Genomic DNA, 15,411 nt, shown 5'->3' with positions numbered 1-15,411 from the left:
CCCTGGACCTGCTCCCCGACACGCTGCGCGAGCGCGCCTACGCGCTGCGCACCTACGTCCGCACGACCCGCTGCGCCGACTGCCAGCGAATCGGCGACGCCGTGACGCTGTCCCTCACCGCCGCCCACTACGACGCGCTCGCCTCGGCCGGCCAGCTGCTCGACTCCGCCGAGCGGCTGGCCGCCGGGCACGGCACCGCCTGCCGGCCGCAGCCGGAGCAGCAGCGGGGCCGCGGCCGGGTGGGCCGCTGGGCGGGCGCGTCCGCGGCCCTGGTCGCCGCGACCGACGCGAGCTGGAAGGGCAGCGCCGGCGGCATCGGGTACGTCGTCAGCGACGGCCACTACGGCCTGCGCGGCCGGCGTACGGGCCGGCTGGACCCGACCGGCCCGTCCCGGGTGCTGATCAGCGAGCTGCGGGCAGTCGAGTTCCTGCTGACCGCGTACGACGAGGCGCCGGCGGGGATGACGGTGCTGCTGGACAGCCTGGCCGCCCTGCGCTACCTGCACCGCTGGCAGGGTGGCGACACCGCCGCCATGCCGGCCGGCTACAGCCTGCGGCCGCGCCGGTGGTCGGACCAGCCGACCCTGGTCCGGCTCGCCGAGCTGGTGGGCCGCCGGCCTGACCTGACCTTCGCGCACGTCCGGGGGCACAGCGGGCACGCGCTCAACGAGGCCGCCGACGGCCTGTCGCACATGGCGCGTCGCCGGGTCGGCGAGCCGTTCGACGTACGCCCGCGGGCGCATGCCCTGGTCGACGCGTTCCTGCGCGACTGGCACGCCACCGTCGCGCGCTGACGTCACCGTCTCGTGCGACACCGGTCAGGCCGATTACCAGAGCGCTGAGGGCAGCGGGCGCACGGGCGGGGCAGCTCCACAGCCGTCCGTAGACCGCTCGTACCGGACAGCGGCCACACTCCTCCCCTGAACCAAGGACCGACCACATGTCAGATGACCAGAACCCGCGGCCGGAGCCGGACGACGACGAGGTGCTCGGCGTGAACGCGTTCCAGATCATGGCGCGCCGGTACGTCGAGCGACGGGTCGCCCAGTTGTCGGCCCGGCCCGAGGACGCCGACGCCCGCCTGCGCGGGCTGCTCGACATCTACGACGACCTCGCGGGCAGGGGCCACCCCGATCCGCTGGCGTTGCTCGCGAGCGTGCTGGGCATTCCCGTGGACACGCTCGTCATCCACCTGCGCGCGGCCGGCCGCGCGCCGTAGGTCGACCGGCGACACGGTGAGTCATCAGCAGAGCCGACTTTCGAGAATGCGAGGATGGGCGCCATGCCTCTCGGGACCGGGTCGCCCGCGCAACCGTTCGCGCATCTCCAGGCGCAGAACTCGACGCTGTACCGGCAGATCCTCGACGCCTTCGTCCGGGCGAAGCAGCGCTTCACCGTGCACCTGCGGCCGGAGGACGTGCTGATCGAGGTCTTGACCGCGGTGCGGTCCGCGACCGGGGAGGTCCCCACCGGGGCCGGACCGTCGCTGGAGACCGTGCGCGCCGCCCTGGACCAGCTCGCCGGGTGGGGCAACCTGCGCGCCGACCCGGACACCGGCCGGGTGACGACGGTTGAGGACTTCCACCGGGCCCGCTACCTCTACCAGCTCACCCGCGAAGGGCACGCGGCGGAGGACGCGATCGCCAGGTACGAGGAGGCGATCGGGCGGCGGGGCGCCCTGCAGTCGGTGGCGCTGTCCGACATCGCGGAGCAGCTGCGCGGGCTGCTGGCCGTCGCCGAGGCGGCGGCGACCGGCGAGCCGCCGGACGCGGCGAAGACACACCTGCTGTTGCTGAGCCTCGTCGACCGGTTCACCGGCCTGGCTGACAACGCGCAGGCCTTCATGGCGTCACTGCGCCGGGCGATCGACTTCTCCGACGCAGACGTCGCGGCGTTCCTGGCGTACAAGGAGCAGTTGATCGCCTACCTGGAGCGGTTCATCGCCGACCTGGCCAACCGGGGCGCCGAGATCGCGGCGCTCGCCCGCCGGATCGAGGCGGTCGGCGTGACGCCGCTGCTCGAGGTGGCGGCGCGCCGCGAGGCCGCCGACGCCGCTCCGCCCGAGGAGCACGGCGGCGCGGACGGGCGGGACGGCCTGGACCGGGACGTCTGGGGCGGGCGCGACGCCGCCATGCGGCAGGCCCTGGACACCTGGCGCCTGCGCTGGGCGGGGCTGCGCGACTGGTTCGTCAGCGCCGACAGCAGCCGACCCGCGCAGGCGCGGCTGCTGCGTACGGCGGCGATCGGTGGGATCCGGCAGTTGCTGAGCACGGTCGCGGCGATCAACGAGCGGCGGGCCGGCCGGTCGGACCGCTCGGCCGACTTCCGTCGGCTGGCGCTCTGGTTCGCTGAGGCGCCGGACGACGAGGCGGCGCACCGGCTCTGGCACACCGCGTTCGGGCTCTCCCCCGCGCGGCACCTCACCACCACGGCGGCGACCCTCGCCACGGCCGAGGAGCGGCCGGTGCCGGCGGCCACGCCGTGGGCGCAGGCACCCCGCCTGGAGATCAGCCCGCGGCTGCGCCGCACCGGCTCGTACGAGCGGCGGGGCGCGCCGAACCGGGTGATCGACCGGTCGGAGCAGCGCCGCGTGCTCGCCGAGCGGGTGCGCCGCGAGGCGGAACAGACCGCCCGCGCCCGGGCCGCGCTGGCCACCCCGGGCCCGATCCGCCTCTCCGAGCTGGCGGGGCTGGACTCGGCCGAGTTCCGGCTCTTCCTCCAACTACTCGGTGACGCCCTGGCCGCCCGCCGGCCGGACCAGTCGGAGGTGACGACCACGACGTCGGACGGCACGATGATGGTCCGGCTGCGACGGGTCGACGATGCCCCGCGGGCGCGGGTCGTCACCGAGGACGGGGTGCTGACCGGGCCGGAGCATCTCATCGAGATCACCGATCTGGTGGGGGTGGCCCGGTGAGGGGGCGCGCCGCCGCCGACGACGTCCCGGAGGCGCGGCGGCGCAGGGCCGCGCGGCTGCTGCTGTCCCGCCCGCTGCTGGTGGCCGGGCTCACCGACGCGGAGACCTTCCGGCTGGTCCGGGCGTACGCGGCGGAGCTGCGGGAGTGGTTCGACCGGGAGACCGGCTGGCAGGTGGTCGCCGACGCCCACACGGTACGGCTGGTGAAGCTGACCGCCGACCCGTACGACGGCACGCATCCGGCGCGGGATCCGCGGTCGCGGACCCCGTTCTCGCGGCAGCGGTACGTGCTGACCTGCCTGGCGCTGGCGGCCCTGGAGCGCGCCGACGGGCAGATCACGCTGGGCCGGCTGGCCGAGGAGGTCGTGACGGGGGCCGCCGAGCCGGCGCTGGCGGCGGCCGGGTTCTCGTTCGCGCTGGACCGGCGGGAGCGGCGGGCCGACATGGTGGCCGTGGTCCGGTTGCTGCTGCACTGGGGGGTGCTGCGCCGGGTCGCCGGGGACGAGGAGGCGTACCTGGGCGCCGGCGGAGACGTCCTGTACGACGTGGACCGGCACGTGATCGCCGGCCTGCTCGCCGCGTCCCGGGGGCCGTCGATGATCGACGAGTCGACCGGGCCGGGCCGGCTCGCGGCGTTGACGCTGGAGGTCGTACCCGATGTGGAGGACGCCCGGAACCGGGCGCTGCGGCAGCGGCTGACCCGGCTGCTGCTGGAGCAGCCGGTGGTCTACCACGACGAGCTCACCGAGGCCGAGCGCGCCTACCTGACCAGTCAGCGGCACGCGCTGCTGACCCGGATCACCCAGTTCACCGGCCTGGTCGCCGAGGTGCGCGCGGAGGGGATCGCGATGGTCGATCCCGAGGACGAGCTCACCGACGTGCGGATGCCCGCCGAGGGGATGCAGAGTCACCTGACCCTGCTGTTGGCGGAGCACATCGCCGCCGGTGACGGCGGGGTACGGGTCAGCGAGCTGCACCGGCGCACCCGGGAGCTGGCCGTCGAGCACCGGTCGTACTGGCGCAAGCACGCCACGGACCCGGGCGCCGAGGTGGAGCTGGTGGCCACGGCGCTGGAGGCGCTGCGCGCGCTGAAGCTGATCCGGGTCGAGCCGGGCGCGGACCCGCTCGTGCTGCCCCGGCCGGCGATCGCCCGGTACGCCCTGGCCGAGCCGACGATCCGCGAGCCGGCCGCCCGAGGGACCGGCACCGACAAGTCCGAACGATCGAGGGAACCTGTGCGATGACCGTACCGCTGGCCGACCAGCTGCCGCTCCCGGCGAAGGAGCGCTGGCAGCCGTTGCGCGCCGGGCTGGTCGACATCTTCTACTACGACCAGGAGGAGTTCCACTTCCACGGCGGGAGCCTGCTGCTGCGGGGCAACAACGGCACCGGCAAGTCGAAGGTGCTGGCGCTGATGCTGCCGTTCCTGCTCGACGGGGACCTGGCGCCGTACCGGGTGGAGCCCGACGGCGACCCGCACAAGCGAATGGAGTGGAACCTGCTGCTCGGCGGCAGGTACCCGCACCCGGAGCGGCTCGGCTACACCTGGTTGGAGTTCGGCCGCCGGGACCGCGACGGGGAGCGTTACCTCACCATCGGGTGCGGTCTGAAGGCGGTCGCCGGGCGGGGCATCGCCCGGCACTGGTTCTTCGTCACCAGCCAGCGGGTCGGCGTCGACCTGGCGCTGGTGAACGCGACCGGCACGGCGTTGACCCGGGAGCGGCTGCGTGACGCCGTCGGGCCGGCCGGCATGGTCCACGACCGGGCGGCGGACTACCGGCGGGCCGTGGACGAGGCGCTGTTCGGGCTCGGCAACCGGTACGACGCGCTGGTCTCCCTGCTGATCCGGCTGCGCCAGCCACAGCTGTCGAAGCGGCCGGACGAGAAGAGCCTGTCCCGGGCACTCACCGACGCGCTGCCGCCACTCGACGAGAACCTGATCACCCAGGTCGCGGAGGCGTTCCGCAGCCTGGACGACGAGCGGGTGACGCTGCGGGAGCTGGCCGAGACGAAACGGGCCGCCGACGACTTCCTCACCCGCTACCGGCAGTACGCGCGGGTCGCGACGCGCCGTCGGGCCGGGCTGCTGCGCCAGCAGCACAGCCGCTACGAGCAGCTCGGCCGGGAGCTGGCCGAGGCGCAGCGGGCCTACGACCAGGCCGACGCCGACCTGACCGGGGCGTTGGCGCGCATCGACGGGTTGACGGAGCGGTCCCGGGAGCTGGCCACGCGGCTGCAGGCGCTGCGGGACAGCCCGGAGGCGCGTACCGCCGAGCATCTTCGCCGGCTGCGGGGCATCGCCGACGAGCGGGACCAGTTCGCCGTTCGGCAGGAGGAGCGCCTGCGCGACCTGGAGGCCGACGTGGCCCGGGCCGGGCGGGCCGCCGAGGACGCGGCCCGGGAGCTGGGGCAGGCGCAGGACGCCGAGGACGCGGCGCGCGGGCAGGTCGAGCGGGACGCCGCGGCGGCGCGGCTGGCCGACCGGCACGCGGCGCGGGTGCTGGCCGCGCTGCCGGTCGGGCTGGCCGAGGCGACCCGGGCCGCGGACGAGCTGGTCGCCTCGCGGTCGGGTTCGCTGCGGACCCTGGACCGGCTCCGCGCCGCCGCCGACGCGGCCCGGGGTCGGGCGGACCGGGCCCGCGACGAGGCGGACCGGCTCGACGCCGAGGTGGCCGCCGCGGACCTGCGGGTCGCGGAGGCCGAGTCGGCCGCGACCGAGGCGGGTGAGCTGCTGGTCCGGCGGACCCGGGAGCACCTCGGCGGCGTGGTCGAGCTGCCGGTCGGCGACCTCGACGGCGTCCTCGCGGAACTGGAGCAGTGGGTCGGCACGCTGGCCGGGGAGAACCCGGCGGTGCGGGAGACGGCGCGCGCCGCCACGGCCGCGACGGAGGCCCTCGCCCGTGCCGACGCCGCGTTGGAGGTTGAGGAACGCGAGGTCCGCGACGGTCTGCAACGGGCCGAGGCGGAGCTGCGCCGGCTTGAGGCGGGAACGCATCAGCCGCCGCCCGTGCCGCACACGCGCGTCGACGAGGTGCGCCGGGACCGGCCGGGCGCGCCGCTGTGGCGGGTGGTGGACTTCGCCCCGGAGGTGCCGGCGGCGCAGCGGGCCGGTATCGAGGCGGCCCTGGAGGCGGCGGGGGTCCTCGACGCCTGGCTCGACGCCGACGGGGCGCTGCGCGATCCGGTCAGCGGGGACACCGTGCTGCGGCCCGGCGGTGCGGTGGCGGCGAACCTGGGGCGGCTGCTCCGCCCGGCGGTCGACCGGACGGACCCGGCCTGCGCGGCCCTGTCGGACGAGGCCGTGGCGGGCGTGCTCGCCGCGATCGGCCTGGGCGCCGGCTCGGCGGTGACGTGGGTCGACGCGACCGGCGCGTTCGGCAACGGGGTCCTCGCCGGGCGCTGGGCCAAGCCGGCGGCGGAGCACATCGGCGACAGCGCCCGGGAGGCGTCCCGCCGGGCGCGGATCGACCAGCTGCGGCGGGAGGCCGCGGAGCTGTCGGCGCGGCTGGCGGCCGTCGCGGGCCGGCGCGGCGATCTGCGCCGGCGGCGGGAGCGGGTTGCCGCGGAGGCGCGGGCGCTGCCGTCGGACCAGCCGCTGCGGGAGGCCCACACCCGGGTACGCGGCGCGTACGAGGCCCGCCGCGACGTCGTCGACCGGCGGGACGAGGCGGGCGAGGCACTCAGCCGACGGCTCGCCGAGGCGGCGACCGCGCTGGCCGAGGCGACCGAGTTCGCCGACGACGTCGGCCTGCCGTACGACGTCGAGGAGCTGGCCACGGTGCGGGACGGGTTGCAGTCGTACCGGGTGGCCCTGGCCGCCTGGTGGCCGACCGTGACGGGCGTGCGTGCGGCGCGCGTCCGCCGGGACGAGGCGGCCGGGCTGCACTCCGAACGGCTGGAGCGGCTGGCGCCGGCGGCGGCCGAGGCGGCCGAGGCGCGGGACACGGCGCGGGCGGCCCGGGTGGAGTTCGAGACGCTGGACGCCACCGCCGGCGCGTCGGTGGCGGACCTGCAGCGCCGCATCGCGGAGGCGACCGGGCTGCTGACGGACTGCGAGCGCGACCGGGAGGAGGTCCGGGGGCAGGAGGCGGCGGCCCGGGACGCCCGGGGTGACGCCGGCGGGCGGCGCAGCCGGCTGGAGCAGGAGTTGCACGAGGCGACCGGGGCCCGGGACGCGGCCGTCGAGGGACTGCGCGCCTTCGCCGGCACCGGCCTGGTCGAGCTGGCCTGCCCGGGGCTGGAGGTGCCGGACGTGGCGCAGTCGTGGGCGGCGACCCCGGCGGTCACGCTGGCCCGGGCCGTCGAGCGGGAACTGGTCGACACCGACGACGACGACCGCCGTTGGGACCGGCTGCAGCAGCAGGTCAGCATGGACGTGAAGGCGCTGACCGACGGCCTCTCCCGGCAGGGTCACCAGGTGGTGACGACCGTCCGGGAGGAGACGATGGTCGTCGAGGTCAGCTTCCAGGGGCGGACCCGAACGGTCGCCGAGCTGTCCGCCGCGCTGGTCGACGAGATCGACGAGCGGCAGCGCATGCTCTCCGCGCACGAGCGGGAGGTGCTGGAGACGCACCTGGTCAACGAGGTGGCCGGGGCGCTCCAGGAGTTGATCGTCGGTGCCGAGCGGCAGGTCGCCGGGATGAACGAGGAGTTGGAGGCCCGGCCCACCTCGACGGGGATGCGGCTGCGGCTGCTGTGGCGGCCGACCCGCGACGCCCCCGCCGGGCTGGCCGAGCTGCGCGGCCGGCAGCTGCGGCAGAGCACGGACGTGTGGGACGAGGAGGACCGCCGCGCCGTGGGCGCCTTCCTGCAGGAGCAGATCAACCGGGAGCGGCTGCGCGACGACGCGGCGACCTGGTCGGAGCAGCTCACCCGCGCGCTGGACTACCGGGCGTGGCACGAGTTCACGATCCAGCGGCACCAGGACGGGCAGTGGCGACCGGCGACCGGGCCGGCGTCCGGCGGCGAGCGGGTGCTGGCGGCGAGCGTTCCGCTGTTCGCCGCAGCGTCGTCCTACTACGGCTCGGCCGGCAACCCGTACGCGCCGCGGCTGATCGCGTTGGACGAGGCGTTCGCGGGGGTGGACGACGACTCCCGCGCGAAGTGTCTTGGGCTGCTGGCCACCTTCGACCTCGACGTGGTGCTGACCAGCGAGCGGGAGTGGGGCTGTTATCCGCAGGTGCCCGGCCTCGGGATCGCCCAGCTGGCCCGGCACGACGGCATCGACGCGGTGCTGGTCACCCCGTGGCGCTGGGACGGACGCGAACGACACCTGTTGTCCGCGCCGGAGCGGCGGGCGCCCCGGCAGCGGGACCCCCAGCCCGACGATCATCAGCCCGAGCCGGTGACGGCGCCGGGCCTGTGGGACGCGCCGTGACCGACCTGGAACGACTGCGCCGGCAGCTCGGCGGGGCGGAGACCGAACGACTGTTCCAGCGGTTACGCCGCCGCATCGCCCGGGGACAGCCGCTGACCGGCACCCTGACCCTGGACGGGCCCAGCCCGGACGAGCGGCGGGCGGTGGAGCGGGTCCTGGGCCGCCCGCCCGGTCGCGGCAGCACCCTGACCGTCAACCTCGACGAGCTGGATCGGATCATCCGGCGTAGTGGGATGCACCCCGACGGCCTGGCCGGGGCGGTCGAGGCGCTGACCGGAAGCGTCGCGGTGCTCGCCGAGGTACGAGCCGCCGAGGCCGCCGCCTGGCAGACCTCGCTGGCGCCGGTCGCCGCACTCGGCGGCGTACGCGTCGAGCTGGCCGAGTGGTGCGCCGCCCCGGGCACGGCCGCGCTGCTGCGGCGACTGGCCGGTACGCCGCCGGCGGCGGCGCGGCTCGTGGCCGACCTGGTCGCCGTACTCGCCGTCCTGCCGGCGGACGGGGAGCCGCTGGCCCGGATCGCGGCGCGCACCACCGGCGACGCGCACGCGCTCGACGCCGGCCGGGCGCTGGAGACAGCGGCCCGCTCGGCCATCCGGGCCACCTGGTGGGGGGACGCACCACTACCCGAGTCGGCGGCCGAACAACGCCGGATGCTCTGGTACGCCGCCGGGGTGTTCCTCGACGATCTCTCCTCGACCGTGCTCGCCGTCAACCTGCCCACGGTTGCCGGATGCCGGCTGCACGACCTCGTCGCCCCCGCCGCCGCGCTCGGAGAGCCGGTCGTGGTGACCCTGCGCCAGCTCGCCCGCGGGGAGCCGCGGTTCGCCGCCCGGGCTGTCCACGTCTGCGAGAACCCCACTGTGCTGGCCGCCGCGGCCGACCGGCTCGGCCCGGCCTGCCCGCCACTGGTCTGCGTCGGCGGCCAGCCCAGCACCGCGGCGCTCCGCCTGCTGGCCGGCCTGGTCCAGTCCGGTGCCCGCCTGCGATATCACGGCGACTTCGACTGGGGTGGTCTGCGTATCGGCAACCTGCTGCGCGGCAGGGTGCCCTGGCAGCCGTGGCGCTACGGAACCGCCGACTACCTGGCCTGGGTCGCGGCCCGCGCCGCCCGGGCGGGTACCGGGGGGCCGCTGGGCGGCACGCCGACGGACGCGGCCTGGGATTCGGGGCTCGCCGCGGCGATGCTCACCGCCGGGGTCCGGGTCGAGGAGGAACTGGTGCTCGACGACCTGATCACCGACTTGTCGGCGGCGGAGGGGACCTGACTCTCACGCTGCTACGTGTGGTGTGATCTCCAGCCATGAGGGTCAGGGTCGTCGGTGCCGGTGTCGTGGGCTTGACCAGTGCGCTCCGCTTGGCGCAGGCGGGTCACGAGGTCGACGTGGTCGCCGCGACGACGGGCGACGGCACCACGTCGTCGATCGCCGCCGCGCTCTGGTACCCGTACCGCGCGTACCCGGAGGCGGACGTGACCCGCTGGTCCGCGACCACCTACCAGGTGCTGTGCGGCCTGGCCGCCGACCCGTCCGCCGGCGTCCTGATCCGCCCCGGGCGGGAGTTGTTCCGCCAGCCCGCCCCCGACCCGTGGTGGCGGGATGCGGTTCCCGAGCTGGGTCGGGTCGCCGCCGGGCGGCTGCCGGCCGGCTACGTCGACGGTTACGAACTGAGCGTTCCCGTGGTGGACATGGCGATGCACCTGGCCTGGTTGCTCGGCCGGCTGGAGGCCACGGGGGTCGCCGTCCGGACCGGGCGCCTGGACAGCCTGGCCGGGGCCTTCGAGGGCGTGGACGCGGTGGTGAACTGCACCGGGCTGGGATCCAGGGAGTTGGTCGACGACCAGTCCCTGACGCCGGTGCGGGGACAGGTGATCGTCGTCGCGCAGGTCGGCCTGACCGAGTGGCTGCTCGACCAGAACGACCCCGGGCGACTGCTCTACGTCGTGCCCAGGAGTGACACCGTGCTGCTCGGCGGCACCGCCGAGGAGGGCGACGAGGATCTGGACATCAGGCCGACAACGGCGGCGGACATCCTGCGACGGTGCGTCGAGTTGGTACCCGCGCTCGACGGGGCCCGCGTCATCGGCCACCGCGTGGGTTTACGCCCGGGGCGCCCGGCCGTGCGGCTGGAGACCGAGTTCACCGACCGCGGGCCGGTGGTGCACTGCTACGGCCACGGCGGGGCCGGGGTCACCCTGTCCTACGGCTGCGCCGAGGACGTCGCCGAACTCGTGTCAGAACTGCCCTGACTGTCCCGTCGGCGGGTTCGGCGCCGGCCACGGACGACGTCTACGTCGAGCCCAACGTCTGGGTCAGGCACCCGCTGCAGGCCTGGGCCAGCGGGGCACCCCTGCTGTTCCTCCGTACCATGCTCGGCCTGGACATCCGCGACGGCAAGCTCGTCGTCGACCCCGACCTGCTGGAGAGCGTCGGGCGGATCGAACTCGTCGGCAGCAACGCCCTGGACCGACGCTGGGACGTCGAGGCACACGGCCGGCAGGCGACCGTGCGCCCCAGCCGGGTCCCGCGCTGACCCGACGACCCGCACGGGCCGGCGCCGCCGTCAGGTGGCCTGGGGGAAGCCGAGGTTCACCCCGCCGTGCGACGGGTCGAGCCACCGGCTGGTGACCACCTTCGACCTGACGAAGAAGTTCACCCCCTCCGGCCCGTACGCGTGCGCGCCCCCGAACAGCGACTCCTTCCACCCGCCGAACGAGTAGTACGACATCGGGACGGGGATCGGGACGTTCACCCCGATCATGCCGACCTCGATCTCGTTCTGGTACCGCCGGGCCGCGCCGCCGTCGTTGGTGAAGATCGCGGTGCCGTTGCCCCACGGGTTGGCGTTGACCAGTTCGACCGCGGCGTCGTAGCTGGGCACCCGCACCACGCACAGCACCGGCCCGAAGATCTCGTCGGTGTAGACGGACATGTCGGTCTCGACGTGGTCGAACAGGGTCGGCCCGAGCCAGAAGCCGGTCTGCTCGCCGTCGATCGGATGGTGGCGCCCGTCGACGACCAGCTTCGCTCCCGCGTCCCGGCCGGCGTCCAGGTAGGACGTCACCCGGTCGCGGTGGGCGCCGGTGACGAGCGGGCCCATCTCGCAGCCGGGGCGGCGGCCGTCGCCGACGTGCAGGGCGGCGATCCGCTCGCGGATCTTGTCGACCAGTTCGTCGCCGACCGGGTCGACGGCCACGACCACGGAGACGGCCATGCAGCGTTCGCCGGCCGAGCCGAAGCCCGCCGAGACGGCGGCGTCGGCGGCGAGGTCGAGGTTGGCGTCGGGGAGTACGACCATGTGGTTCTTGGCGCCGCCGAGCGCCTGCACCCGCTTGCCGTGGCGGGTGCCGGTCTCGTAGACGTACCGGGCGATCGGGGTGGAGCCGACGAACGAGACGGCCTTGATCGTCGGGTGTTCGAGGATCCGGTCGACGGCCTCCCTGTCGCCGTGCACGACGTTGAGGACGCCCTCGGGCAGCCCGGCCTCGGCGAACAGTTCGGCGAGGAAGCTCGAGGCGGACGGGTCCTTCTCGCTCGGCTTGAGCACCACCGTGTTGCCGCACGCGATGGCGTTGGGCACGAACCACAGCGGCACCATGGCCGGGAAGTTGAACGGGGTGATCACGCCGACGACGCCGAGCGGCTGCCGGAGGGAGTACACGTCCACGTTCGTGGAGGCGTTCTCGCTGAAGCCGCCCTTGAGCAGTTGCGGGATGCCGCAGGCGAACTCGACGTTCTCCAGGCCGCGCTGGATCTCCCCCGCCGCGTCGGAGAGCACCTTGCCGTGCTCGGCGGTGAGGATCTCGGCGAGGTCGGAGCGGCGGGCGTGGAGCAGGTGCCGGAACGCGAACAGGACGCTCGTGCGCTGGGCGAGGGACGCCGTACGCCAGCGGGCGAACGCCGCCTGCGCGGCGGCGACGGCCTCGTCCACGACGGCGGCGCTCGCGAAGTCGACCTGCCCGGCGACGCGGCCGGTGGCGGGGTCGTAGATGTCACCGGTGCGCTCGGCGACGCCGTTGTACGGCTTGCCGCCGATCCAGTGGGTGGTTTTCCTCATCTGGTCTGCGCCTCCTTCGCCACGGCCTCGATCGACTGGGTGAGGATCTCCAGGGCCTCGTCGGCCTCGTCCCGGGTGAGGGTCATCGGCGGGGCCAGGCGGATGACGTTGCCGTGCAGGCCGCCCTTGCCGACGAGCAGCCCGCGCTCGCGCGTCTCCTCCAGCAGCGCGGTGGCGGCGGCCGGGTCGGGCGCGCCGTCGGGGCCGACGAGCTCCAGCGCGAGCATCAGGCCCTTGCCGCGGACGTCGCCGACGACGGGCTGCGCGGCGGCGACCGCGCGCAGGCCGTCGAGCAGCCGATCGCCCAGCGTTGCCGCGTTGGCCTGCAGGTCGTGTTCCAGCAGGTAGTTCAGGGACGCCAGGGCGCCGGCGGTGGAGAGCGGGTTGCCGCCGAAGGTGGAGATGGAGTTGGCGCCGAGGCAGTCCATCAGGTCGCCGCGGGCGACGACGCCGCCGATGGCGAGGCCGTTGCCGAGGCCCTTGGCGAAGGTGATCGCGTCGGGTACGACGCCGTGGGCCTGGATGCCCCAGAAGTGCTCGCCGGTGCGGCCCCAGCCGGTCTGCACCTCGTCGGAGACGAGGAGGATGCCGTACTCGTCGAGCACCTTCTTGAACTCGCCGAACAGCCCGTCGGGCGGGGTGGCGAAGCCGCCGACGCCCTGGATCGGCTCGACGATCATGCAGGCGACGTCCCCCGCCGTGGTGGTTTCGATGATCTCGCGCAGGTCGGCGACGCAGGCGGCGATGTAGTCGGCGTCGGACAGGTCGCGGAACGGGCTGCGGTAGCGGTAGCCGCCGTGCACCCAGCTCACCTTGACGGGGCTGAGCGAGCTGGCCGACCAGCCGCGGATGCCGGTGATGCCGACGGTGGCGAACGCGCGGCCGTGGTACGAGTTGCGCAGGGCGAGGACCTGCTCGCTGCGGCGGTACTGGGTGGCGAGCATCAGGGCGGTCTCGTTCGCCTCGGTGCCCGAGTTGGTGAAGAACACCTTGGCGTCGGGGATGCCGGACAGCTCGGCGATCTTCTCGGCCAGCTCGATCTGCGACCGGATCAGGTACAGCGTGGACGAGTGCAGCACGCCGGTGTCGAGCTGCGCCCGGACGGCGTCGCTGATCTCGGCGACGTCGTAGCCGACGGCGTTGGTGAGGATGCCGGCGAAGAAGTCGAGGTAGCTGCGGCCCTCGCGGTCGGTCACCCGGCGCCCGGAGGCGCTGGCGAACTCGATGGGCTGCTCGTAGTACAGGGCCAGCCATCGTGGCATCACTGACCGGTGTCTGGCCAGCAGCTCGCGGTGCGCCATCGCGTCCTCCCCCTGATCGGCGTACGTAGGGCGAGTGTCGCGGCTTTCGTTGTCCAACCGCTACGGACAACCTGTACCGCTTCCGTCCCAGGAGCATTACGTTGTGTGCATCCCGTTCGAGGGGAGGCATCGATGTATCCCTCCGTCGCCGAGGCCCTCGCGCTGCCGGTGATCCGGCGCGCGAAGCCGCGGGTGGTGGCCGGCGCGGCCGGGATGCGGGGCCGGGTCCGCTGGGTGCACGTGGCGGAGGTCGCCGACATCGGGCACCTGCTGCGCGGGGGCGAGCTGGTGCTGACCACGGGGATCGCGCTGCCGGACGAGGCGGCGGCGCTGACCAGGTACGTGGACGACCTGGCGGCGGTGCGCGCGGCGGGGCTGGTGGTCGAGCTGGTGCGGCGGTGGAGCGACCGGGTGCCGGAGGCGCTGGTGGCGGCGGCGGACCGGCACCGGCTGCCGCTGATCACGCTCGCCGAGGAGACGCGGTTCGTGTCGGTCACCGAAGCGGTGGTGGCGCTGATCGTCGACGCGCAGCTGGCCGAGCTGCGGGCGGCCGAGCAGGTGCACGAGACGTTCACGTCGCTGACCGTGGCGGGGGCGGAGCCGGCCGAGGTGCTGCGCGAGGTCGCCCGGATCTCCGGGTTGCCGGTGGTGCTGGAGACGCTGGGACACGAGGTGCTCGCGTACGACGCGGCGGGGCAGGATCCCAGCGAGCTGCTGGCCGACTGGGCGTCGCGGTCCCGGTCGGTGGCCGCGCCGGAGCGGACCGCGTACGACGAGGAGGCCGGCTGGCTGGTCACGATGGTCGGCGCGCAGGGCGCCGACTGGGGGCGGCTGGTGCTGCTGTCGCCGGACCCGCCGCCGCACCGGCACGTGGTGGTGGCGGAGCGGGCGGCGTCGGCCCTGGCGGTGCACCGCCTCGTGGCGCGGGACCGGGAGAGCCTGGAGCGGCAGACGCACCGGATGCTGCTGGCGCAGCTGGTCGGCCAGGCGGTGCCGCCGGCGGACCTGGCCGCCCGGGCGGCGGCGCTGGGCGTCGGCCTGCACCGGCGGCAGCTGGTCGGCGTGGCCGTGCGGCCGGCGACGGTGACGCCGCGCGCCCCGGCGCTGGCCACGCAGGAGGTGCTGCGGGACCTGGCGGAGGTGGCCGCGTTGGCGGCCCGGCGGGTCGCCGTGCCCGCCCTGGTGGGAGTGGTGGACGACACGAGCGTGCGCGCGCTGCTGTCGCTGCCCGCGCAGGCGGAGGTCGACGCGGTGCTGCGCCGGCTGGCCCGGGAGGTGCACCGGTCGGCGGCGGGCCCGGTGGTGATGGCGGTCGGCACGACCGTGCCGCACGTCGCGGAGGTGCGCCGCAGCCTGGGCGAGGCCGCGCACGTGGCGGGGGCGGCGCTGCGTTCGGCGGGTACGCAGCTGTACCACCGGCTGGACAACGTGCGCCTGCGCGGCCTGCTGCACCTGCTGCGGGAGGACGAGCGGGTGCGGGCGTTCGCCGACCGTGAGCTGGGCCCGCTGCTGGCGCGCGACGCCGGCCAGCGGGGGCGGCTGCTGGAGCTGCTGCGCTGCTTCTGCGAGCAGGGCGGCAACAAGTCGGCGGCGGCCGCCGCCGCGCACCTGTCGCGTACGGCGTACTACCAGCAGCTGTCGCGGATCACGCAGGTGCTCGGGGTGTCGCTGGAGGACCCGGAGTCGATGCTGTCGTTGTACGTCGCGCTGCTGGTGCACGAGCTCGACGAGGCGTGACGGGGCAACCGCCGCAAGGCCGATTG

At 75.0% G+C, this 15,411-nt stretch carries 11 protein-coding genes; 9 read left to right on the top strand and 2 right to left on the bottom strand.

Features of this window, described 5'->3' with window-relative positions:
- The 8 genes from ABGB16_RS14630 to ABGB16_RS14595 form a co-directional block, all read left to right on the top strand.
- On the top strand, positions 1 to 794 hold a 794-nt coding region (locus ABGB16_RS14630), incomplete at its 5' end, for a hypothetical protein (RefSeq protein WP_347668577.1).
- Positions 795 to 940: 146 nt separating this feature from the next.
- A complete protein-coding gene (locus ABGB16_RS14625; RefSeq protein WP_347668576.1) occupies positions 941 to 1,219 on the top strand; it encodes a hypothetical protein in 279 nt (92 codons plus the stop codon).
- Positions 1,220 to 1,282: 63 nt separating this feature from the next.
- On the top strand, positions 1,283 to 2,917 hold the full coding sequence (locus tag ABGB16_RS14620) for a TIGR02677 family protein (RefSeq protein ID WP_347668575.1): 1,635 nt from the start codon (positions 1,283 to 1,285) through the stop codon (positions 2,915 to 2,917).
- A complete protein-coding gene (locus ABGB16_RS14615; protein ID WP_347668574.1) occupies positions 2,914 to 4,161 on the top strand; it encodes a TIGR02678 family protein in 1,248 nt (415 codons plus the stop codon). Before ABGB16_RS14620 ends, ABGB16_RS14615 begins: the two co-directional genes overlap by 4 nt.
- On the top strand, positions 4,158 to 8,294 hold the full coding sequence (locus ABGB16_RS14610; RefSeq protein ID WP_347668573.1) for a TIGR02680 family protein: 4,137 nt from the start codon (positions 4,158 to 4,160) through the stop codon (positions 8,292 to 8,294). Before ABGB16_RS14615 ends, ABGB16_RS14610 begins: the two co-directional genes overlap by 4 nt.
- Complete coding sequence (locus tag ABGB16_RS14605; RefSeq protein WP_347668572.1) at positions 8,291 to 9,559, top strand: TIGR02679 family protein; 1,269 nt, start codon at positions 8,291 to 8,293, stop codon at positions 9,557 to 9,559. The genes ABGB16_RS14610 and ABGB16_RS14605 overlap by 4 nt, the downstream gene beginning before the upstream one ends.
- Positions 9,560 to 9,594: 35 nt before the next feature.
- Positions 9,595 to 10,539, top strand: a complete 945-nt coding sequence (locus tag ABGB16_RS14600; protein WP_347668571.1) for an FAD-dependent oxidoreductase — start codon at positions 9,595 to 9,597, stop codon at positions 10,537 to 10,539.
- Positions 10,540 to 10,658: 119 nt separating this feature from the next.
- The gene (locus ABGB16_RS14595; RefSeq protein ID WP_347668570.1) at positions 10,659 to 10,823 is read left to right on the top strand and encodes a hypothetical protein; all 165 of its coding nucleotides are present in this window, start codon (positions 10,659 to 10,661) and stop codon (positions 10,821 to 10,823) included.
- A gap of 30 nt (positions 10,824 to 10,853) precedes the next feature.
- On the opposite strand, the gene ABGB16_RS14590 is transcribed toward ABGB16_RS14595, so the two are convergent.
- Entirely contained in the window at positions 10,854 to 12,347 is a 1,494-nt protein-coding gene (locus ABGB16_RS14590) for a CoA-acylating methylmalonate-semialdehyde dehydrogenase (RefSeq protein WP_347668569.1), read from the bottom strand.
- Positions 12,344 to 13,648, bottom strand: coding sequence for an aspartate aminotransferase family protein (locus ABGB16_RS14585; protein WP_347668568.1), 1,305 nt, complete (start codon positions 13,646 to 13,648; stop codon positions 12,344 to 12,346). Before ABGB16_RS14585 ends, ABGB16_RS14590 begins: the two co-directional genes overlap by 4 nt.
- Positions 13,649 to 13,780: 132 nt before the next feature.
- Between ABGB16_RS14585 and ABGB16_RS14580 the strand changes: the two genes are divergently transcribed.
- On the top strand, positions 13,781 to 15,385 hold the full coding sequence (locus ABGB16_RS14580) for a PucR family transcriptional regulator (protein ID WP_347668567.1): 1,605 nt from the start codon (positions 13,781 to 13,783) through the stop codon (positions 15,383 to 15,385).
- Positions 15,386 to 15,411: the final 26 nt, after the last annotated feature.

This window comes from Micromonospora sp. B11E3 (assembly GCF_039871625.1).
GTDB lineage: Bacteria > Actinomycetota > Actinomycetes > Mycobacteriales > Micromonosporaceae > Micromonospora.
The sequence above is the reverse complement of the archived record's forward strand: the minus strand, read 5'-3'. Positions and strand labels throughout refer to the sequence as shown.

Bases quoted from the DNA above. Each gene is read 5' to 3' on its own strand.
- ABGB16_RS14625 (WP_347668576.1), top strand. From the start codon at position 941: ATGTCAGATGACCAGAACCCGCGGCCGGAGCCGGACGACGACGAGGTG.
- ABGB16_RS14620 (WP_347668575.1), top strand. From the start codon at position 1,283: ATGCCTCTCGGGACCGGGTCGCCCGCGCAACCGTTCGCGCATCTCCAG.
- ABGB16_RS14610 (WP_347668573.1), top strand. From the start codon at position 4,158: ATGACCGTACCGCTGGCCGACCAGCTGCCGCTCCCGGCGAAGGAGCGC.
- ABGB16_RS14600 (WP_347668571.1), top strand. From the start codon at position 9,595: ATGAGGGTCAGGGTCGTCGGTGCCGGTGTCGTGGGCTTGACCAGTGCG.
- ABGB16_RS14595 (WP_347668570.1), top strand. From the start codon at position 10,659: ATGCTCGGCCTGGACATCCGCGACGGCAAGCTCGTCGTCGACCCCGAC.
- ABGB16_RS14590 (WP_347668569.1), bottom strand. From the start codon at position 12,347: ATGAGGAAAACCACCCACTGGATCGGCGGCAAGCCGTACAACGGCGTC.
- ABGB16_RS14585 (WP_347668568.1), bottom strand. From the start codon at position 13,648: ATGGCGCACCGCGAGCTGCTGGCCAGACACCGGTCAGTGATGCCACGA.
- ABGB16_RS14580 (WP_347668567.1), top strand. From the start codon at position 13,781: ATGTATCCCTCCGTCGCCGAGGCCCTCGCGCTGCCGGTGATCCGGCGC.